This is a genomic window from Amycolatopsis alba DSM 44262, from assembly GCF_000384215.1.
In the GTDB taxonomy this organism is placed as follows: domain Bacteria; phylum Actinomycetota; class Actinomycetes; order Mycobacteriales; family Pseudonocardiaceae; genus Amycolatopsis; species Amycolatopsis alba.
The window spans coordinates 7,996,844-8,016,968 of the sequence record NZ_KB913032.1 but is presented as its reverse complement, the minus strand read 5'-3'; the positions used below and the strand labels follow the sequence as shown (position 1 = coordinate 8,016,968).

18 protein-coding genes are annotated in these 20,125 nt (G+C 68.9%); 6 read left to right on the top strand and 12 right to left on the bottom strand.

Features of this window, described 5'->3' with window-relative positions; all coding sequences use genetic code 11:
• Positions 1–150 precede the first annotated feature (150 nt).
• Positions 151–1,044 carry a helix-turn-helix domain-containing protein gene (locus AMYAL_RS0137350; RefSeq protein ID WP_039796042.1) on the top strand — a complete coding sequence of 298 codons (894 nt, stop codon included), beginning with the start codon at positions 151–153 and terminating at the stop codon, positions 1,042–1,044.
• Here the strand turns inward: AMYAL_RS0137350 and AMYAL_RS0137345 are convergent.
• Positions 1,041–1,712 (bottom strand): GntR family transcriptional regulator, encoded by a 672-nt coding sequence (locus AMYAL_RS0137345; RefSeq protein WP_020636409.1) that lies wholly within the window; start codon positions 1,710–1,712, stop codon positions 1,041–1,043. The genes AMYAL_RS0137350 and AMYAL_RS0137345 overlap by 4 nt on opposite strands.
• Positions 1,709–3,142 carry an aldehyde dehydrogenase family protein gene (locus AMYAL_RS0137340; protein WP_020636408.1) on the bottom strand — a complete coding sequence of 478 codons (1,434 nt, stop codon included), beginning with the start codon at positions 3,140–3,142 and terminating at the stop codon, positions 1,709–1,711. Before AMYAL_RS0137340 ends, AMYAL_RS0137345 begins: the two co-directional genes overlap by 4 nt.
• Positions 3,143–3,279: 137 nt before the next feature.
• Between AMYAL_RS0137340 and AMYAL_RS0137335 the strand changes: the two genes are divergently transcribed.
• Positions 3,280–4,725 (top strand): GMC family oxidoreductase, encoded by a 1,446-nt coding sequence (locus AMYAL_RS0137335; protein ID WP_020636407.1) that lies wholly within the window; start codon positions 3,280–3,282, stop codon positions 4,723–4,725.
• Here the strand turns inward: AMYAL_RS0137335 and AMYAL_RS0137330 are convergent.
• From AMYAL_RS0137330 to AMYAL_RS0137320, 3 genes are read right to left on the bottom strand one after another with little or no spacing between them, the layout of a single operon-like run.
• Positions 4,709–5,632, bottom strand: a complete 924-nt coding sequence (locus AMYAL_RS0137330) for an alpha/beta hydrolase (RefSeq protein ID WP_020636406.1) — start codon at positions 5,630–5,632, stop codon at positions 4,709–4,711. The genes AMYAL_RS0137335 and AMYAL_RS0137330 overlap by 17 nt on opposite strands.
• Complete coding sequence (locus AMYAL_RS0137325) at positions 5,629–6,588, bottom strand: aldo/keto reductase (protein ID WP_020636405.1); 960 nt, start codon at positions 6,586–6,588, stop codon at positions 5,629–5,631. Before AMYAL_RS0137325 ends, AMYAL_RS0137330 begins: the two co-directional genes overlap by 4 nt.
• A 9-nt stretch (positions 6,589–6,597) precedes the next feature.
• Positions 6,598–7,701, bottom strand: a complete 1,104-nt coding sequence (locus tag AMYAL_RS0137320) for a zinc-binding dehydrogenase (RefSeq protein ID WP_020636404.1) — start codon at positions 7,699–7,701, stop codon at positions 6,598–6,600.
• Between the two features lie 50 nt (positions 7,702–7,751).
• Here AMYAL_RS0137320 and AMYAL_RS0137315 point away from each other — a divergent pair, with 50 nt between their 5' ends.
• On the top strand, positions 7,752–9,131 hold the full coding sequence (locus tag AMYAL_RS0137315; RefSeq protein ID WP_026467762.1) for an amidohydrolase: 1,380 nt from the start codon (positions 7,752–7,754) through the stop codon (positions 9,129–9,131).
• On the opposite strand, the gene AMYAL_RS0137310 is transcribed toward AMYAL_RS0137315, so the two are convergent.
• Positions 9,048–9,764 carry an SDR family NAD(P)-dependent oxidoreductase gene (locus tag AMYAL_RS0137310; RefSeq protein WP_020636402.1) on the bottom strand — a complete coding sequence of 239 codons (717 nt, stop codon included), beginning with the start codon at positions 9,762–9,764 and terminating at the stop codon, positions 9,048–9,050. The two genes, AMYAL_RS0137315 and AMYAL_RS0137310, sit on opposite strands and share 84 nt — an antisense overlap.
• Before the next feature lie 69 nt (positions 9,765–9,833).
• Between AMYAL_RS0137310 and AMYAL_RS0137305 the strand changes: the two genes are divergently transcribed.
• Positions 9,834–10,775 carry an aldo/keto reductase gene (locus AMYAL_RS0137305; protein ID WP_020636401.1) on the top strand — a complete coding sequence of 314 codons (942 nt, stop codon included), beginning with the start codon at positions 9,834–9,836 and terminating at the stop codon, positions 10,773–10,775.
• 300 nt (positions 10,776–11,075) lie between these two features.
• Here the strand turns inward: AMYAL_RS0137305 and AMYAL_RS0137300 are convergent, their stop codons facing one another.
• From AMYAL_RS0137300 to AMYAL_RS0137280, 5 genes are all read right to left on the bottom strand, one after another.
• On the bottom strand, positions 11,076–11,729 hold the full coding sequence (locus AMYAL_RS0137300; RefSeq protein ID WP_051137732.1) for an alpha/beta fold hydrolase: 654 nt from the start codon (positions 11,727–11,729) through the stop codon (positions 11,076–11,078).
• Positions 11,730–11,804: 75 nt separating this feature from the next.
• A complete protein-coding gene (locus AMYAL_RS0137295) occupies positions 11,805–12,725 on the bottom strand; it encodes an ABC transporter permease (protein ID WP_020636399.1) in 921 nt (306 codons plus the stop codon).
• Complete coding sequence (locus AMYAL_RS0137290) at positions 12,722–13,666, bottom strand: ABC transporter permease (protein ID WP_020636398.1); 945 nt, start codon at positions 13,664–13,666, stop codon at positions 12,722–12,724. Before AMYAL_RS0137290 ends, AMYAL_RS0137295 begins: the two co-directional genes overlap by 4 nt.
• Complete coding sequence (locus tag AMYAL_RS0137285; RefSeq protein ID WP_026467760.1) at positions 13,663–15,243, bottom strand: ABC transporter substrate-binding protein; 1,581 nt, start codon at positions 15,241–15,243, stop codon at positions 13,663–13,665. Before AMYAL_RS0137285 ends, AMYAL_RS0137290 begins: the two co-directional genes overlap by 4 nt.
• Positions 15,240–17,078: a dipeptide ABC transporter ATP-binding protein gene (locus AMYAL_RS0137280; RefSeq protein WP_245193262.1), complete on the bottom strand. Its 1,839-nt coding sequence runs from the start codon at positions 17,076–17,078 to the stop codon at positions 15,240–15,242. Before AMYAL_RS0137280 ends, AMYAL_RS0137285 begins: the two co-directional genes overlap by 4 nt.
• A 156-nt stretch (positions 17,079–17,234) precedes the next feature.
• Here AMYAL_RS0137280 and AMYAL_RS0137275 point away from each other — a divergent pair, with 156 nt between their 5' ends.
• A complete protein-coding gene (locus AMYAL_RS0137275; protein ID WP_020636395.1) occupies positions 17,235–18,221 on the top strand; it encodes a methyltransferase in 987 nt (328 codons plus the stop codon).
• Entirely contained in the window at positions 18,218–19,153 is a 936-nt protein-coding gene (locus AMYAL_RS0137270) for an alpha/beta hydrolase (protein WP_020636394.1), read from the top strand. Before AMYAL_RS0137275 ends, AMYAL_RS0137270 begins: the two co-directional genes overlap by 4 nt.
• Positions 19,154–19,502: 349 nt before the next feature.
• Here AMYAL_RS0137270 and AMYAL_RS0137265 read toward each other — a convergent pair whose 3' ends face one another.
• A complete protein-coding gene (locus AMYAL_RS0137265) occupies positions 19,503–20,090 on the bottom strand; it encodes a TetR/AcrR family transcriptional regulator (RefSeq protein WP_020636393.1) in 588 nt (195 codons plus the stop codon).
• Positions 20,091–20,125 lie beyond the last annotated feature (35 nt).

The following is a 20,125-nucleotide window of genomic DNA, read 5'->3' as shown; positions in this document are numbered from 1 at the left end:
CCCCCAGTAAAGCCCGGATCGGGCCTCAAGAATTTACCTTCGCGCCGGTATGTCCCGGTATCGGCCGTTCGGACCAGCGCGGCGACCCTGAGACCGGACCAGGGGAAAGCCCGGATGTCCTTGGCACCGCCCGGCCCTAACGTCGTGATCATGATCCGACGGATACTGCTGACGCTGCTCGCCGGCGCGGCGGTCTTGCTCGTGCCCTGGACCGTCTACCTCGCGCACACGCTGCCCGACCGGTACGACACCGGCCAGTGGCGCACGGCCTGGGTCGGATTCGACGTCGCCCTCCTTCTCTGCTTCGCCACCGGAGCGTGGCTCGGGCTGCGACGCCGCCGGGCGGCCGTGCCGCTGCTGTCCGCCACGGCCGCGATGCTGTGCTGCGACGCGTGGTTCGACGTCATGCTCGGCTGGACGTCGGCCGAACGGTGGACCAGCATCGCCCTCGCCGTCTTCGTGGAGATCCCGGTCGCCGTCCTGCTCGCCCTCGCCGCGCGGCGGCTGCTGAGCAGCGCGATGCCGCGGCGAACGGTGACCCTGCGCGACATCGAACTGCGGGAGGACCCGCGATATCAGCTGGTGACGCGGGAACTTCCCGCCGTCACCGAGGAGATCGCGCGCCGGACGGGCCTCGAACGAGCCGAAGTCGCCGACTGCCTGAAAACCCTGCGGGACAACGGTTTCGTGCGCAGGGAACGGAAAGGGAGCTGGGCCTCGATCCAGCAGGACCTGCGCGAGCCGAGGCCGGACGACTACGACGGCGCCGACCGGGAGCGGGTCACCGCCTTCCTCGACGCGAAATACGCGAACGAGGTCGCGCTGCTGTCCTGGGCCGCGGCGCACCGCGACGAGTTCGGCCCGTGGTCGACGGCCCAGCGGACCTCGACGCGGCTGACCGAGGAGGAGTTCCGTGAACTCGAGGCGGAGTACCACGAGCTGATCGCGCGGTACAGCCAGCGCAGACGGCGTCCGACGGCGGAAGAGAAGGAACTGTCGTTGCGCTTCTACGCCTTTCCGCCGCCGGAGGCCGCGACGGTTTAGGGATGCCGCCAGGCCCGGAACGTCTCCAAAGTGGTCAACCGGTGTTCGCGCACGGCCAGTTCGATCTCCCCGGCAGGCGCGTTCCTGTCGAACAGGTCGAGGATGTTCTGGTGCTCTTGCACGGATTCGTGCGCGCGGCCGGGCACGAAACTGAACGTCGAGGTGCGCAGCCCGGCCAGCCGGTTCCAGCCGCGGTTGACCAGTTCGAGCACCTGCGGGTTGGGGCAGGTGCCGAACAGGACACGGTGGAAGTCGCGGTTCAGCGCGGTGAACCGCGAGGGCTCGAAGTTGTCCAGGCAGGCCGTCAGCTCCGCGTTGAGCCCTTTGGCCTCGTCGAGCACCTCGCCGGGCAAGGACGGCGCCGCCAGCGCGGCGGCGTAGCCCTCGACCAGCGCGAGAGTCTGCATGGTGTGCTGGTAGTCGCTCTCGTCGACCATCGCGACCTGCGCCCCGATGTTGTGCTCGTAGGTCACCAGCCCTTCGGCCTCCAGCCGCCGGACCGCCTCGCGGACGGGCACGGTGCTGACCCCGAGTTCCTGCGCGATCTGCCCGAACACCAGCCGGTAGCCGGGGGAGAAGGTGCCGTCGTCGATCCGCGCCTTGATCCAGTGATAGGCGATCTGCGACTTGCTCTTCGGGGTCGAGTTCACCGCGTCGCCAGTGGTCACGAGTAGTGCAGCCAGACTGATTTGATCTCGGTGTACGCGTCGATCGCCCACGGCCCCATCTCACGGCCCCAGCCCGACGCCTTGTACCCGCCCCACGGCGCGGCCATGTCGGGGATCGGCGGCATGTTGACGAACACAGCGCCCGCCCGGATACCGTTCGCGAACCGCTGGGCGACCCCGAGATCGCGGGTCCACACGGTGGCCGCGAGCCCGTATTCGGTGTCGTTCGCGCGGGCCAGCAGCTCGTCCTGGTCGTCGTAGGCGGTGACGGCGAGGACCGGCCCGAAGATCTCTTCGCGCATGATCGTCATGTCGTCGGCGACCCCGGCGAACAGCGTCGGCTTGTAGAAGTAGCCGTCGCGGTCCAGGGGCTGGCCGCCGGTGACGAGGTCCGCGCCCTGTTCGCGACCGGTGGAGACGAGGAAGTCCACGTGCTCACGGTGCTTCGCGGACACCAGCGGCCCGAGCTGGGTGGACTCGTCCAAGCCCGGTCCGAGCTTGAGCCCCTCCAGCCCGGCGGCCAGTTTCGAGACGAACTCCTGTTCGCGCTTGCGGTCCACGAAGAACCGGGTGTACGCGGCGCAGACCTGCCCGCTGTTCAGCGTCGCGCCCGCGAGGTTGCCCGCGACGGCGGCGTCGATGTCGGCGTCACCGGCGATGATGCTGGGCGCCTTGCCGCCGAGTTCGAGGGTGAGCCGTTTGAGGTTCGACTCCGCGCTGGCCGCCGTGATCAGCTTCCCGACCGCGGTCGACCCGGTGTAGGACAGGTGGTCGACGTCGCCGTGCCCGCTCAGGAGCGCGCCCACCGCGCCGTCACCGGTGACCAGGTTGACCACCCCAGGCGGGAACCCGGCCTCGGCCACGAGTTCCACAAGCCGGATGCTGGTCAGCGGCGTGACCTCGCTGGGCTTGATCACCACGGTGTTGCCGGTGGCCAGAGCGGGCGCGAGCTTCCACACCAGGATCATCAGCGGGAAGTTCCACGGCGTGATCAGCGCGTTCACCCCGACCGGCTCGCGGCGGGTGTAGTGCAGCGTGTCCGGGAAGGACACCGGGTTGGTGGTGCCCTGGATCTTGGTCACCCAGCCCGCGAAGTACCGCAGGTGCTCGGCCGCGCCGGTGACGCTGACCTGGCGCGAGATGCCGATCGGCTGGCCCTGGTCGCGCGTTTCGAGCGCGGCGAGCTCCTCGTGGTGCTCGTCGACCAGGCTCGCGAGCTTGAACAGCAGCGCGGCCCGCTGGACCGGCAGCAGTCCCGCCCAGGCGGGGTCGTTCAGTGCCTTGCGGGCGGCTCCGACGGCGGCGTCCACGTCGGCGGCCGACGCGGTGCCGACGTCCTCGATCACCTGGCCGGTGGCCGGATCGTACGTCGGCAGCGATCCGCCTCCGGCGGCGGTCCACTGTCCGTCGATGAACAGGCGTGTGGCCATGGCTAGCTCCTCCTCGACCGGTGTGTGATCGAGTATCGGGCGCCGGGCGGCCCGCGGTCTTGCCCGCCAGGGCACGCCGATTGTCGGCCAGCGAACCGAATCCGCCGGAGGTCCCCGCGCCTTGCGAGGGTGGGGGCATGGACGTCATCGTGGTGGGAGCGGGTTCGGCCGGTTCGGTGGTCGCCAGGAGACTGGCCGACTCCGGAGCGTGGGTCACCCTGCTCGAAGCGGGCGGGCCGGACACCAACCCGGCAATCCACGACCCCTCGCGGGCCGGGGAGCTGTGGCACGGCCCGGAGGACTGGGACTACTACACCGTGCCGCAGCCGCATGCGGCGAACCGGCGGCTGCACCTGCCGCGCGGCAAGGTACTCGGCGGCTCGCATTCGCTCAACGCGATGATCTGGGTGCGCGGCGCCCCCGCCGACTACGACGGCTGGGACCTGCCCGGCTGGCGGTGGGACGACGTGCGCCCGGTGTTCGAACGGATCGAGAAGGATCTGCTCGACGTCGTGCCGAACGAGCCGCTGCACCCGATCCAACAGTCCATTGTGGACGCTGCCGTGCAGATCGGCCTGCCGTTCAACCCGGACTACAACGGCGACGAGCTCGACGGTGTCTCGGTGCAGCGCGTCACCACCCGCGACGGCAAACGGCTCAACACCTGGCTCGCCTACGGGCAGCCCGCGGCCGGGCGGATGACCGTCCACACGGGAGCGCTCGTGCATCAGTTGCTCTTCGAGGGCGACCGGGTGACCGGCGTGCTGGCCGAGGTCGACGGCGAGCTGCGCAAGGTCTTCGCCGACGAGGTCGTGCTCGCCGCCGGTGCGCTGGCCTCACCGGCGATCCTGCTGCGCAGCGGGGTCGGCCCGGTCGACGAACTGGAGGTGCACGGCATCGACGTCGTCGCCGAACTGCCGGGCGTCGGGATGAACCTGCACGACCATCTGCTCTCGCCGGTCATCTTCGCGACCGACCGGCGTCAGGTCGACCCGCCCGCGCCCGGCCGCTCGGTCACGCAGACGCATCTGTTCTGGCGCAGCCGTCCGGGGCTGGCGGTGCCCGACACCCAGCCGATCCACTTTAGCGTGCCGATGTACGAGTCGTGGATGACCGGCCCGGAGACCGGGTTCTCGCTGATGGCGGGGCTGGTCACGCCGCGCAGCCGGGGCACTCTCCGGCTATCGGGACCGAGTCCGCTCGACGAGCCGCTGATCGATCTCGCCGCGCTGGAGGATCCGGCCGACTTCGAGAGCCTGGTCGCGTCGGTGGAGCAGTGCCGGGAGATCGGCCGGGCGGCCGCGCTGGCCGACGGCTGGGGCGCCCGCGAGCTGTATCCGGGGCCGGGCACCGACGTCCGCGAATACGTCCGGCGGACCGCCATCACCTACCACCACCAGGTCGGGACCTGCCGGATGGGCACCGACGCCGAATCCGTTGTCGACCCGGAACTCGCCGTGCACGGCATCAGCGGGCTCCGGATCGCCGACGCGTCGGTGCTGCCGCGGGTGACCACGGGCAACACCAACGCGCCGGCGGTGCTGGTCGGCGAGCAGGCCGCTCGGTTCATGCTCGGCCGATAGTGCGGCGCAGCCAGGAGGCCCGTGCGGCGCGTGCGGCGCGGGCCACCTCGCTGTCCGGGGCGAACCGGTCGAAACCGTGGTACGCGCCCGCCCAGACATGCAGTTCGGTGGGCACGCCCGCCTGCCAGAGGCGCCGCGCGTAGTCGACGTCCTCGTCACGGAAGATCTCGGCCGCGCCGACCTCGATGAAAGCGGGCGGGAGCCCGGTGAGATCCTCCGCGGTCGCCGGGACCGCGTACGGCGAGGTCTGTCCATTCAGGAGGGATCGCCAGCCGAACTCGTTGGCCTCCCGGCCCCACACGCCGCGTTCGGCGAACTCCCTTGTGGACGCGGAGTCGTTGTCGCTGTCGATCATCGGGCACAGCAGCAGCTGACCCGCCAGCGCTGGTCCGCCGCGATCCCTGGCCAGCAATGCGATTCCCGCGCTGAGCCCGCCGCCCGCGCTGCCGCCACCGATGATCAGCCGGGCCGGGTCGAAGCCGAGCTCCGCGGCGTGCTCGACCATCCAGGTCAAGCCCGCGTAGCAGTCCTCCAGCGGTGCCGGATGCGGATGCTCGGGGGCGAGCCGGTAGTCCACGGTGACCGCGACGAAGCCGAATTCCTCGACCAGCGCGACCATCCGCGGCAGGTCGGCGAACCGGTTGTCCAGCACCATGCCGCCACCGTGGATGTTGTAGAACCCCGGCGCGCCCTGGGCACCCCGTGGCTTGACGACGGTGACGACGACGTCGGTGCCGGGGACCTCCCGGTCCTCCCAGACGAGATCCCGGTCGCCGATCGCCTCGGCGCAGCTCAAGTTCATCTCGGCCATGGCCTGCCGCATTCCCGGCAGTGACTCCGCGCTCAACGGCGGCCCGGAGGGCAGGCCTTTGAGGGCTTCGGCGAGTTCGGGATCGAAGGCCGTCACGGTCCCTCCGGATCGACGATGTCCTTGTCCGCCCAGTGCGGCTCGACGAGCTCGCGGAGTTCTGCCGCGCCGACGCGCTCGACGAGGTCGACAGCACCCAGGTTGTCCTTGAGCTGCTCGGTGCTCGTCGCGCCGAACAGCGTGGTCGTGTTGGCCGGGTGGGTGAGGGTGAACGCCAGGCACAGCTGGGCCGGTGTCGCACCCAGTTCGGTCGCGATCTTCGCCAGCTCCGGAGCGGAGGCGGCGATGCGCTCGCGGATGTCGCCGGGGTCGCGGCCGACCTGGCGGGCGCCGCTGTTCTTGCCCAGCAGGACCCCGCCTTCGAAGATGTCCGAAGACTGGAGCGTCACGCCGAGTTCACCGAACACCTTCTTGTAGGGTTCACCGTCCGGAATGGACCGCCGGGCGACGCTGTACTTCAGCTGGGCGATCGCGGGGCCGGGCACGTTCTCCGCCGCGGCGAAATCGTGCAGTGCCTGAATCGTGGTGGCGGACCAGTTGTTCACGCCCCACTGCCCGATGAGCCCGGCTTCGCGGAGTTCGTTCAGGTCCAGCACGAGCTGGTGCAGATCGGTGTCGTCGCGCCGGAGATCACCCAGCACCACCAGATCGGCGTGCTCGACGCCCGCGCGGAACAGCGCGTTGTCGAGCTGCTCACGGAGGCCGTACTCCGGGTAGCCCTCCAGCCACAGCTTGGCCGAAAGGAGGTAGTCCTCCCGGCGGATCCCGGCCGCGCGGACCATGGCGGAGAAGAGCACGTCGGTGTAGACCGCGGTGGCGCCGGGGAAACCGTAGACGCCGACGTCGAAAAGCGTGATCCCGGAATCGACCGCGGTGCGGACCAGGTTCACCGCCTCGCGGAAGTCCATCCGGTCGTAGGTGTGCCAGGAGCCGAGCGAGAGCACGCCGGTGAGCGGGCCGTCACGGCCGATGCGGCGCTGGGGGATGACGGACATTCAGGTCTCCTAGGGAAGACGGGGATCGATGACGGCTTTGAGCTCGCCGAGCCGCGACATCGACTCGACGCTCTTGGACGCTTCGGAAAGGCCGACGGGCGCGCTGAACAGGTCGTCCCACGGCATCCGGGTGGCGAACGTGCGGAAGAAGTCCACCGAGCGGTGGTAGTCGGCGATGTCGCCGTTGAGCGACCCGACGACCGTGAGTTCCTTGCCCATCACCGTGCCGAGAGCGACGGGGGAGGGCATGGGGCCAGTGGAACCGACGATGGCGATCGTGCCGCGCTGCGCCGCGAAGGCCACGGCCTCTTCACCGATGGTCGGGCCGCCCGCGAAATCGAAGACGTGATCGGCGCCCCGGCCACCGGTGAGTTCCTTTACCCGTTCGACGCGGTCTTCGGCGGTGCCGTCGACCGGGATCGTCGCTGTCGCCCCGAAACGCTCGGCGGTTTCCAGCCGGTCGGCGGGCCCGCCGATGGTGATCACGTCGCCCGCGCCGGAGATCCGCGCGACCGCGGTGGCGAATACGCCCAGCGCGCCGGCGCCCTGCACCACGACCGTCGCACCGGGACGGATCCCGCCCGAGCGGGAGACGGCCCGCAGCACGGTTTTGCCCGCGCAGCCGGACATCGAGGCCCAGGTGTCCTTCACGTCGTCCGGCAAGAGAAGCTTGGCCGCGCCGGGGGTCACATAGCAGTACCGGACGAGACCGCCGGTGGCGTACGGGAAGACGTCGGAACGCTGGAGGAAGCCGTAACCACGCTTCTCACAGGCGACCGGTTCGCGCAAGATCGTGCAGCCGTAACACTTTCCGCAGGTCGACTCGGACCAGCCGATGCGGTCGCCCTCGGCGATCTCCCGGCCGAGGGTGTCGGTGGTGCCCGGTCCGACGGCCACCACCTCGCCGACCATTTCGTGCCCCAGCACCATCGGGAGCATGCCGGGGAAGGTCATCTGGCCGGACCAGATGTGCACGTCGGTGCCGCACAGGGTGGTGCAGGTGATCCGGACCAGCGCGGCGCCCGGTTCCGGCTCCTCCGGCAGCGGTAGTTCCCGCAAGGTGAGCGCGGAGCCGTGTTCGGTGAGCACCGCCGCTTCGGTTCTGTTGACCATCTTTTTAGTCTACAGTCGTAGGAGAAAAAGTCCAGATCCTGGAGGAAACCATGCCGTCGCAACGTATTCGCCCCGCTTCACTCGTGGTTCGCGGCGGTCCCGTGCTCACTCTCGACCCGGCGGGCACCGTCGTGCGGGCGCTGGCCGTCCGCGACGACCGGATCGTCGCCGTCGGTGACGTCGCCCTGGACCACATCGGCCCGGAGACCGAGGTGATCGACCTGGCGGGGAGAACCGTCCTGCCCGGCGTCAACGACGCGCACCTGCACGCGACCTGGCTCGGGGCCCGGTGGCCGGACACGCTCATCGGTGGCGCCGGATTCACCGGCGGGGAAGAGAAAACGGTGCGGACAGCGGCCGAACGGCGGGCCGCGATCCTCCGTGCGGGCGACCTGTGCGCGTCGCTCGGCATCACGAGCTACACCGAGCCCGGCCTGGGCCCTGGGGAGACCGGGTGCTTCGGCGCCGAGGTGCTGGAGGAGTACGCGGCACTGGCCTCGGAGGGGCTCCTGCGCGCCAGGGTGACCGCGCTGCGGCTGTTCGGCCTCCTCGACGGCGCCAGTTCGCTGGCGGACTTCCAGCGTGGGCTGGCGACACCGTCACCGGCGGCGGATCCGTTGTGGCTCACCGTGCCAGGGGTGAAGATCTTCGCCGACGGCATCCCGCCGATGCGGTCCGCCTGGACGCATCACTGCTACGCCGACGGTTCGCACGGCGCGCTGCTGGTCGACGGCGACGACGACCCGGCTCGCGCGGGCAACCTCGCCGCGATGATCCGCCTCGCCCACGACGCGGGAATGGTGGTCGCCGTGCACGCCACGGGCGACCGCAGCATCGAGGCCGCGCTGGGTTCGCTTCGCAAGGGCGATCACCTGGTGCACGGGGATCTGGTGACGACCGACCAGCTGGCGCGGATGGCTTCGGCGGGGGTCGGGCTGACCACGCAGCCCGCGATCGCGGTGGCGATGCGGGGAATGCTGTCGGCCGCGCTCGGTGCCGAAGTCGGCGCCCGCGCCTGGCCGCTGGCGGAGATGCTAAGCTCCGGAGTCCCGCTGACCTTGAGCAGTGATGCGCCGGTGGTCACCCCGGACTGGCGGGTGCACATCGCCGCGGCCGCCAGGATGCTGGAAGTGTCCGGTGTGGACGCCGGGCTGATGGACCGGCTGCTGCGGTGTTACACGGTCGCGGCCGCCGAACAGGACGGCGCGGCGGAGTGGAAGGGCTCGCTGACCGTGGGCCGCGTCGCCGACTTCTGTGTGCTGGCGGCGAATCCGCTCGAGGTCGCGTTCGCGGACCTGCCGGACGCCGGTGTCGAACTCACCGTGTCCGGCGGCCGCGTCGTGTACTCAGGTGAGCAGTTGCCCGCCGTCGACCTGAAGGCTCACCCCGGTGAGATGGCCGGCGTCGGCGGAGGCGAGGAACAGGACTGACGGCACCACGTCGGCGACGGAAGCGATGGTTCCCAAGGGAATCCTCGCTTCCCACGCCGCGCGGGCCGCGGTGTCCGAGGCGAAACCGGCGGTCATCGGGGTCAGCACCGGGCCGGGGGCGACGGCGTTGACCCGGATGCCGTGCGGGGCCAATTCGAGCGCGGCCGAGCGGGTGAGCGCCTCGACCGCGGCCTTGGTGGCCTCGTAATGCCCGAGTCCGGGGGTCGGCTGCCGGGCGCCGATGGAGGTGATGTTGACGATGGCGCCACGGGTGCCCGCCTCGACCATATGTGCGCCGACCGCGCGCGTCATCAGGAACGTGCCGCGGAAATTCACCCGCATGCACAGGTCGAAGACGCCGATGTCCAGTCCCACCAGCGGGCCGCCGCCCCCGGCGAGGCCCGCGTTGTTGACCAGGACCTCGACCGGGCCGAACCGGTCGGTGATCAGCGCGAGGGCCGCGTCGACCGATCCCGGATCGGAGATGTCGAGTTCCACGTGCTCGGCGCCGAGTCCGGCGGCCAGCTCGTGGGCCGCGCGCGCGTCGACGTCGGCGATGACCACGCGGTCGCCCGCGGACTGGAAGGCTTCGGCGACACCACGGCCGATGCCACTGGCACCGCCGGTCACCACTACGAGTCTCTTGTTCATTCTACGATCGTAGACTAAAACTTGTTTCTGTTGCCAGAGAAAGGAAAACTCGTGCACGAGAAGCAGAACGGACTGGGCTTCGCCACTTCGGCGCTGAGCCTGGGATCCTGGAACACCTGGGACCGCATGGAGTTCGACGACGCGGCGCGCCTGATCCGGCACGCGATCGACGCCGGGGTCACGCTGTTCGACGTGGCCCACTACAACATGGGACCGCATGCCGAGCAGTCGCGAACAGATCTGATCTTCGGCGAGGCCGTCCGCGCGGCCGGGGTCGGCCGAGGCGAATACCAGCTGTGCGGGAAACTCTGGCTCTGGGACTACCCGAACACCGGTTTCGCCGAGCAGCTCGCGACTTCTTTCGACCGCGTCGGTGTCGACCGGGCGGAAGCCGTTGTCGTCGGCGATTATTTCGAGCGGCCGGACATCCCGCGGATCGTCACCGAGGTCGCCGAACAGATCCGACTCGGCCGCTTCGACGTCTGGGGCGTCAACAACTGGCAGGCGCCGGATCTCGACCGCGCGCTGGAGTTCGCTGCCGCCGAAGGACTTCCGGCGCCGGCCTTCGCCCAGCTGAAGTACAGCGTCGCCCGGCGTTCCATGGCGGAAGGTTCCTTCTACGGAAAGCATTTCGAGTCCGGACGGCTGACTTTGCAGGCCTCGGACGTGTTCGAGGGTGGCGTGCTGCTCGGCAAGACGCCGGAACGGAAGATCGGCGCGGACATGGGCGGGATCCGGGACGCGATCCGGGACGGAGCCTCGCGGGTCGCCGCCGTGGCCGGGGACTTCGGGGTGAGTCCTTCGCAGCTGTCTCTTGCGTTTTGTCTCGCTTACGAACCGGTGGCGAACGTCTTGTTCGGGGTGAGCCGGATGGCTCAGCTGGAGGACAACCTGGGCGCCGTCGCGCTGGCCGCTTCCCGCGGCGCGGACGTCCGGGCGGCGCTGGAGGATCTCTGGCTGGACCGTTCGGTCGCCGCCGATGGGACCTTCTGAACCTCGCAAGTCCGTGAAGGCCTCCTTCCCTACCTTGAGAGTAGGGAAGGAGGCCTTCACGGACCGCTCGGGTGGGTGGTCGGCGCGACCAGGTGACAACGTTGCGAAAGCCACTTTCGCAACCTTCAACGTTGCGAAAGTGGCTTTCGCACCATCGGCGGAAGCGGAGCGCGCGCCGGGAGGCAGAGCAAGGAGCCGTGTCGCGAAAGCCACTTTCGCGACACCAGACGTCCCGAAAGTGGCTTTCGCGACCCCGCCGCACAACCCCGCCGAACCCCACCGGATCGGGACTGGACCGCGTCAGGCGAGGAACTCCAGCACGGCGGCCTTGAACTCCGGGCTCCGCAGCGCCCCACCGTGATCCCCTGGCACCAGCACGAGATCCGCCCCCGGCACCAGTTCGACCAGCGTCTCGATGCCCTGGCTCACCGGATCGTCGCTACCCGCCACGAAGCGGGCCGGAACGGAGACAGCACCGGCGACCGGAGCGAAAGGCTCCCCGCGCAGGTCTTCGATGCACCGGGCGAGCGCGGCCGGGTTCCGCCCCGGCGCGGTGATCATGTGCGCGATCATGCCCGTCAGCGGATCCGAGGGGGCCTTGCCGCCGTCCGCGAACGCCAGCGCGGCCGCGACGTCGACGGCGCCGAACGGTTCGAACGGGCTCACCCCCGCGAGCACGAGCCGCCGGACCGGGGCCTGCGCGGGCAGTTCCCAGGACAGCCGGGCACCCAGCGAGTACCCGACGACGTCCACTTCGGACAGACCCGAGACGAGCCCGGTCAGCTCCGCGGTGATCGCGGCGGCGCCCAGCGAGCCGGGGAGCGCGGGGCTGGAACCGTGCGCCGGCAGATCGGGCACGAGGACCTCACGGCCCGCGGCGGTGAGCGCGGCGGGCCACCCCGTGGTGATCCAGTCGGTGTGCCCGTCGGAGGCGAATCCGTGCACCAGCAGCACAGGCGGTCCCGAGACGGTTTCGGGAGCGAAGCGGCGCACGGCCAAGGAAGTAGTGGCAGACAACGGAATCCTTTCTCAGCTGGCGGAGGGGCGGCGGGTGCGCAGGCGCTGCATCTCGCTCAGCGTCCGGGCGCGGGCATCGACGGCGATCCGCAGCGACGATCCGATGAGGTTCAGCAGGAACACGCACACCATGATCGTCACGCCGGGCGCGATCACCAGCCAGGGCGCCTGCACCAGATACGAGCGGCCTTCGGCAATCATGTTGCCCCAGGTCGGCGTCGGGGGAGCGATGCCGAGACCGAGGAAGCTCATCGCACCGTCCACCAGCATCGCCGCCGCGGACAGGATCACCACCTGCACCAGCGCCAGTGGCAGCACGTTCGGGAACACGTGCACGACGAGGATCTTCCACTTGCTCATCCCCGAGACCCGCGCCGCGCCGATGTAGGCCCGCCCGGCGATGCCGAGCACCCGGCTGCGGATGACGCGTGCGGTGAACGGGGTGAAGATCACCGTCAGCGCGATCAGTTCGGTCCAGATGCTCGCGCCGAGCGAGATCGCCAGCGCCATCGCGAGGATGATCGCCGGGAACGACATCCAGGCGTCCATCACCCGCATCAGCACCGCGTCGGCCGCCCGGAAGAAGCCGCTGATCAGCCCGATCACGAGGCCGGTGAAGGCCGCGCACAGGGTGATCAGGGCCGACAAGCCGAGCGACGCCCGCCCGCCGGAGACCAGCCGGGCGAGCACGTCACGGCCGAACGAGTCCGTGCCGAGCAGATGCGCGCCCGAAGGCGGCAGCAGCCGGTTCACCGGATCCGTCGCGCTGACACTCGGCAGGAAGAACGGCAGGACGATCACGACCAGCACGAGCACCGCCAGCAGCGCCGTGGTGATCACCAGCATCCGGTTACGCCGGAACACCTTGGCCGCGCGACCGGCCGGGGGCTTCTCGCGCACCGACGACGGTTTGTCCACCAGGGCCACGCTCACGACACACGCACCTTCGGGTCGAGCAGCGCGTACGACAGGTCCACCAGCAGGTTGACCAGGACGAACAGCACCGCGACGAACAGCGTCACACCCTGGATCAGCGGGAAGTCGCGAGTGGACACCGCGCCCATCAGCAGATGGCCCAGACCGGGTACGACGAAGATGGACTCGATGATCACGATCCCGCCGACCAGCATGGCGAAGTTGCTGCCCAGCTGGGTGATCAGCGGCATGAGCGCGTTCGGCAGGACATGTTTGGTCATGACCTGCCGCTCGGACAGCCCCTTGACCCGCGCGGTGCGCAGATACGCCAGCGGCAGCTCACCGAGCAGGCTTTCGCGCAGGGTGAGCACGAACAACGCGGTCTGCCCGATGACCAGCACGGTCAGCGGCAGCACCAGCGCGGGCACCGCCGTCGCCGGATCGGTGAACAGGTTTTCGTAGCCGCTGGAAGGGAACCAGCGCAGCGTCACCGAGAACACCAGCACGAGCATCAATGAGATCCAGAAGTCCGGCATCGCCATACCGAGCGCGGAAAGCCGGTCCAGCGCGCGGGCCACCGGATTGCGCGGCGACACCGCCTGCCAGGAGGTGATCGCGACCGAGAGGAAGAAGCTGATCACCGTGGACAGCACGGCCAGGGTCAGCGTCGGCAGGATGTGGTCGGCGACCACGCCGAGCACCGGCGCGTGATAGGTGATCGACGTGCCGAAATCGCCGTGCAGCACGTTCCCGGCCCAGCTGAGGTACTGCTCCCACAACGGCCCGTTGAGCCCCATGCTCTCCCGCAGTGCGTCCACATCGGACGGTCGCGCGGTCGGGCCGAGGATGGCCTGCGCCGGGTCGCCGGGGATCAGCCGGATGACGAAGAACATCATCGTCCCGACGATCACCAGGATGATCACCAGATCGCGCAGCCTGCGCAGCAGCAGACCGGTCATGACGCCAGCCAGGTGTTCCAGAAGACGCGGTAGAAGTCGCCGTAGCCCTTGAGCTTGGGGGAGTAGGCCGCGTACAGCTTGGACTGGCTCAGGGTGATCACCGAAAGCTGCTTCCAGGTGAACGCCTGCAGCTTGTCCACCACCGCTTTCGCCTGCTCCGGGGTCGTCGAGGCGTTGAACTCCGCCATGAGCCCGTCCAGCTCGGGGGAGGTCGAACCGTTCAGCGTGCCCAGGGTGAGCGCGGGCATCTGCGCGGGCGACGTCAGCGCCGAGTCGAAGAACAGCGTGGTGATGTCCCAGCCGCCCGGTTCCTTGGTCAGCGTGCCGAGCATGGTGGCGAAGTCGAAGGTGTCGATCTTGGTGTTGATACCGATCTTCGACAGGCTGTCCTGGATCAGCACGGCCCACTTGCCGAACTCCGGGTACGAGTTCGTGGTGACGATGCGGATCGTCGCGCCGGCGGTGATCCCGGCCTCGGCCAGCAGCTGCTTCGCCTTCTCCGGATCGTGCTTCTTGTAGACCTCTTCACCGGCTGTCGAATAGAACTGCTTGTTGTCCGGCGACGCGAAGGCGCCGGTCTCGATGGTGAGGTCCTTGCTGCCGCCGGTGGCCGCGTTGATCGCGGGCTTGTCGAGCAGCAGGTTGAGCGCCTCGCGGGCACGGGGATCGGCGAATTTCGAACCCTTGTTGAAGTTCGGGATCACGACGTTGTCGTTGCCACCGGGCAGGTTGTGCACGACCACGGCCGGGTTGTTGCGCAGCGTCTCGTACTGGTCGTTCGTGGGCATGATGTGATCCCACTGGCCGGTCTGCAGGCCGTTGATCAGCGCGTCCTGGTCGGAGACCACCTTGTAGGTCACGGTGTCCAGGTACGCGTGCTTGGCGCCCGCCTGGCCGCCCCAGTCCTCTTCGGACCGGGACTTGTAGCCGGTGTAGCGCTCCAGCACCAGTTCACGGCCGATGTCCCAGCTCTTCAGCTTGTACGGCCCGGTCCCGATCGCCTTGTCCTGGGCGAACCCGGTCGGCGCGACGCCGGTGAGGTTCTTCGCCTCGTAGATCTCCGTGCCCGCGCCGGCGAGCTCGTTGATCAGCGGGTACCGCGGCTGCTTGAGCTTGATGGTCACCGTCGCCGGGTCGGTCGGCGTGATCGCCTCGATGTCCGGGGTGACCAGCTGGCCGGTGCGGTGCACCTGCTGCCACCGCTTGAGGCTCGCCACGACGTCCTCGGACGTCAGCGGGTTGCCGTCGTGGAAGGTGACGCCCTGGCGCAGCTTGAAGGTGTAGGTGAGCCTGTCCGGGCTCGTGGTGTAGTCGTCGACCAGCATGGGCCGGGACGTGAAGCTCCGGTCCACCTCGAACAGCTTCTCGTACATCATGTTGCCGATGTGCGCGGTCACCTGGCCGGGGTTCGCGACCATGTCGAGCGACTGCGGGTCGGTGGGCACGGCGACGTTGAGGTTGCCGCCGGGCTTCGGCGGCCCGTCCGCGGCTCCACCGCCGGCCTGCCCTCCCATACACGAGCTGAGCAGCAGGACGGTCGCCATACCGAGGGCGGCCGAGGTCAGGGTTCGTCTCATGGGTTCCGCACTCCAGTGTGAGGGTGGGCGGGCAGTTCGGGGTTCGCCGCGAGCAGGCGGCGGGTGTAGTCGTGCCGGGCGTGGAGCCGGATCTCGTCCGGGTCGCCGATTTCGATCAGTTCGCCCCGGTACATCACGCCGACGCGGTCGGCGACCGAGAGCACCAGGCTGAGGTTGTGCGTGATGAACAGGAAACTGAGCGCGCGGGTGCGCCGCAATTCGAGCAGCAGGTTCATCACCTGGCCCTGCACCGAGACGTCGAGCGCCGAGGTGGGCTCGTCGGCGACGATGAGGTCGGGTTCCGCGGCGATCGCGCGGGCGATCGACACCCGCTGCCGTTGCCCGCCGGACAGCTGCGAGGGCAGCTTCTTCGCGGTGTCCGAGGGGAGACCGACCTCGTCGATCAGTTCGGTGACCCGGCGGTCCAGTTCGGCACCGCGCAGGCCGGTGAGCTCCCGCAGCGGTTCGGCGATGATCCGGGCGGCGGTGTGCCGGGGATCGAGCGAACTCTGCGGGTCCTGGAAGATGAGCTGCGCGCGGCGGCGGAACGCGCGTTCGTCGCCGTCGAGCCCGGTCGGCGTGCAGCGGTGCTCCCCGAAGGCGATGGTGCCCGAGGTGGGCGGCTCCAGCGCGCTCACCAGGCGGCCGAGGGTGGTCTTGCCCGAACCGGATTCCCCGACCAGGCCGAAGAACTCGCCGGGTGCGATCTCCAGCGAGACGTCCTTGACCGCGTGCACCTCGGGTTCGCGGTTCAGTGAGAACCGGCCGCGGCGTCCGTACACTTTGGACACCGAGTCGATGACGAGCGCGGTGCCTTCGCCCGCGTTCTCCGCTTTGGCGCGGTTGAGGGTCCTCGTCTCGGTCGCGATCGCCGAGTCGCCGTTCATCGCGGCTTCGAGCAGTGCCTCGGAGATGGTGGGGAACCCGTCGCGCCTGCTCACCCCGAGTTTCGGGACGCAGTCGAGCAACGCCTTGGTGTAGGGGTGCTTCGGCTTGTGCAGAATGTCCTCTTTGGAGCCGAGTTCGACCAGTTCGCCGCGGTACATCACCGCGATCCGGTCCGCCACCTGCGCGGCCACGCCCATGTCGTGCGTGATGAAGACGCACGCGGTGCCGTGGTCGCGGCGGACGCGGTCGAACAGGGTGAGGATCTCCGCCTGCGTGGTCACGTCCAGGGCCGTGGTCGGCTCGTCCGCGATCAGCAGGCTCGGGTCGGCCATCAGGGCCAGCGCGATCATCACGCGCTGCTGCATCCCGCCCGACATCTGGTGCGGGTACAGGGAAAGCACGCGGTCTGTGTCGGTGAGCCCGACTTCCTTCAGCAGCCCGCGTGCCTTCGCTTCGGCTTCGCGGTGCAACGGCGTGCCCTTGCGCGCGGCCTGCCGGGGCAGGGAACCGGGCTTCCGGTACGCCTCGATCAGCTGCTTGCCGACCCGTTGACTCGGGTTGAGTGAATCCAGCGCCTCCTGAAAGATCATCCCGATCCGCGGGCCGCGATAGGAGCGCATCTCGTCGGCGGAAAGCCGCGTCAGGTCCACGCCGTCGACGGTGATCTCACCGCGGGTGAACACCGGCGCGACGAATTCCAGCAACCGGATGATCGACAAGGCCGTCACCGTTTTACCGCTGCCGGATTCGCCGACCACGCAGAGTGTCCGGCCTTGGTCGAGGTCGAACGAAAGTTCGCGGACCAGTTCGCGTTCGGTTTCGTCGGCGATCACGCCGACGGTCAGTTCTCGTAATTCGAGCAGGGTCATGAATCCCCTTTCCCGTGCCCGCCCGAAGCGGACCGCACTGCCGGGGAACGGGCCTCCGGCGGGGGTAGTTCTACGCATGTTGACACTGGGCGAGTGCGCTGTCAATGGGTATATTCTACGAATGTAGGAAGTTGATATCCGGCAGGTTTTTCCTGGTGGTGGACGGAAACTTGCACTGGATTCTTTTGTCTACGTCTGTAGACTATCAGCCGAAACGAGCTAAGGAGGGCACCCGTGAGCGGGTCGACCAAGACTGCCGGTCCCGAGCGGATCGTGGACATCGCCGTGGGCTACATGGCGGCAAAGCAACTCTTCGCGGCGAGCCGGATCGGCCTGTTCACCGCGCTCGCCGACGGGCCGCTGTCGGCCGCGGAACTGGCGGGCAAGACCGGCAAACCGGAGAAGATCACCCGCATTCTCGGTGACGCCATGTCATCACTCGGTCTGCTGTCCCGTGTGGACGGACGGTACGGACTGGCCGACGACGCGGCGGAGTACCTGGGCGGCGGAGATCTCGATCTGGCCCCGTTCCTGACGTTCCTGGACTCGATCAGCTACCCGCATTGGTTGCAGTTCGGTCACACGGCCGACAGCGGCGAGCCCGGCAAGCTGGAAATGGACGACGCGCGCTGGGGCACCTTCATGTCCGGCGTGATGACGTACAACGCCTTGCACGCCAAGATGCTGGCCGGCGCGTTCGACTTCGGCCCGCACCGGAAGCTGCTTGACCTCGGCGGGCTGTCGAGCGCGTTCGCGGTCGAGGCGATGAAGACCAACGACGAACTGCACACCACGTTCGTCTTCGACCCCGGCTTCACCGAGTCGGTCACCACCGCGGCGGCCGAGGCGGGTCTCGCCGACCGGGCGACCGTCGTCGGGGCGGAGACGCCCACCGCGCGGCCCGAAGGTGAATTCGACCTGGTGATGGTCAACCACGTCGTCCACCGTTTCGACGCGAAGCAGAACGCGGAGATCCTGCGCAACGCCCGCGCGGCCGCGGCGCCGGGGGCCACCCTGCTGTTGCTCGACTTCTTCCTCGACGACGACGCGAACCAGCGGCCGATCGACGCCCTGCACGCGGGGGAGTACCTGGTGATCGACGGGACGGTCGTCTACCCGGAGGCCGAGGTCCGGGAATGGCTGACCGGGGCGGGCTGGCGGGTCACCGACCGCCTCGCGCTGCCGGGCAGCCCGCGGGTGCTGGTCGCGGAAGCGGTGTGACCGTGACCCTCGATCCCGCGGTCAAGGAGCTGCTGGCCCGCAGCGCTCCGTCAGAGGCTCCGACGGGACCCCTGACGGCTCCCGAACTGCGTGCCGCCTTCGCCGCTTCGTGGCAACCTCCCGCCTCGGTCGAAGAGGTCGCCTCGGTCGCCGACCACGTGCTGCCCTCCGGTGTCCGGGTGCGGGTCTACCTGCCCGACGTCGCGACGCCGGTGCCGGTGTTCGTCTGGATCCACGGTGGTGGCTGGACGCTCGGCTCGATCGACGAGAACGAGGTCGCTTCGCGGGCGGTGTGCAACGCGGCGAAGGTCGCGGTCGTCGCGGTCGACTACCGGCTCGCGCCCGAGCATCCGTACCCGGCTGCCCCGGACGACTGCTACGCCGTCGTCGAATGGCTCGCCTCGGGCGGTGCCGGGGAGGCTGTCGACGCCGGGCGGATCGCGATCGGCGGGGAGAGCGCGGGCGGCAACCTGTCCACGGTCATCTCGATGATGTCCCGCGACCGGAACGGCCCGCCGCTGGCCGCGCAGGTGCTGATCTGCCCGGTCTACGGTCATCCGGACGACGGCTTCCGGTCCTACGTGGACTACGCCGACGGATACGGCATGACGGCCGGGGCGATGCGGTTCTTCTTCGAGCAGTACGTGTCGGATCCGGCGCAGCTGAACGATCCGTACCTGCTGCCGCTGCGGGCCACGGATCTGACGGGGCTCCCGCCGGCGCTGGTGCTGACGGCCGAGTACGACGTCCTGCGGGACGAGGGGGAGGAGTTCGCACGCCGGCTGGCCGACGCGGGGACGCAGGTGGAGATGACGCGGTACTCGGGTCAGATCCACGGGTTCTACGGTCTGTTCACCGACCTGCCCGCTTCGCCGCGCTCGCACAAGCACGTCGCGAGCTTCCTGACGCGGGTGTTCGACCGCCGCGTCTAGTCCTCTGGACGCGCTCACCGTTGGCCGGCGTCGTCACGTTGTGAAAGCCACTTTCGCAACCCTCAAGGTTGCGAAAGTGTCTTTCACAACGCCCGCCTGCCGGGTGCGTGGTGACGGGTTGCGGCGCTGTCCGTGAAGGCCTCCTTGCCTACCCTCAAGGTAGTGAAGGAGGCCTTCACGACTTCCGCGGCACCACGGCGGCGCACGCACGCCGATCTCGCGTGATTGAACTCCGCACTCGCGTGATCAGAGGCGGATCTCGCGTGATTGGAGCCGCACACGCGAGATCCGCCTCTGAACACGCGAGTGCGGTTTGTGATCACGCTAGTCACGCCTTGAGCCCCCGGTGTCAGGGGCGGGTGAGGCGGGCGAAGAACGTCTCCAGATGCTGCCGCTGCAGGGCGATCGTCGAGAACTCCCCGGCGACCAGGCTCATCACGTTCGCCCCGGCGTTGAACAGCACGACCTCGTCGACCAGCTGCTCGTCGGGGGTCTCGGTGAGGATGTCGCCGTCCTCCCGGCCCTCGGTGAGGTACCGGTGCAGCAGGCCCCGCCACGAGCGGATGTGCTCGAGGTACTTGTCCTGCAGTTTCGGATTGGTCAGCGAAAGCTGCCAGAAGGTGAGCAGGACGCGCCCCGCGGCGATGCGGTCGTCGTCGATCGGCATCGACGAGACGCACAGCTCGCGGAGCGCGGTCAGGCCACGCAGCTCTTCCAGTTCCACGTACTCGCGCATCATGCCGAGCGCGCGTTCGTAGGTGGCCTGGATGATGTCTTCCTTGCTCGGGAAGTACAGCTTGAGCGCACCGTTGGCGAAGCCCGCGGCCGCCGCGATCTCGCGCATGGTGGCGGCCTCGATCCCGCCCTGGGTGATCAAATCCCAGGTGACGTCGACGATGTGACTGCGCCGTTCGTCGTGGTCGATGATCTTCGGCATCGGCAGACCTCCCGCACTGGTTCTTCTACCAGTGT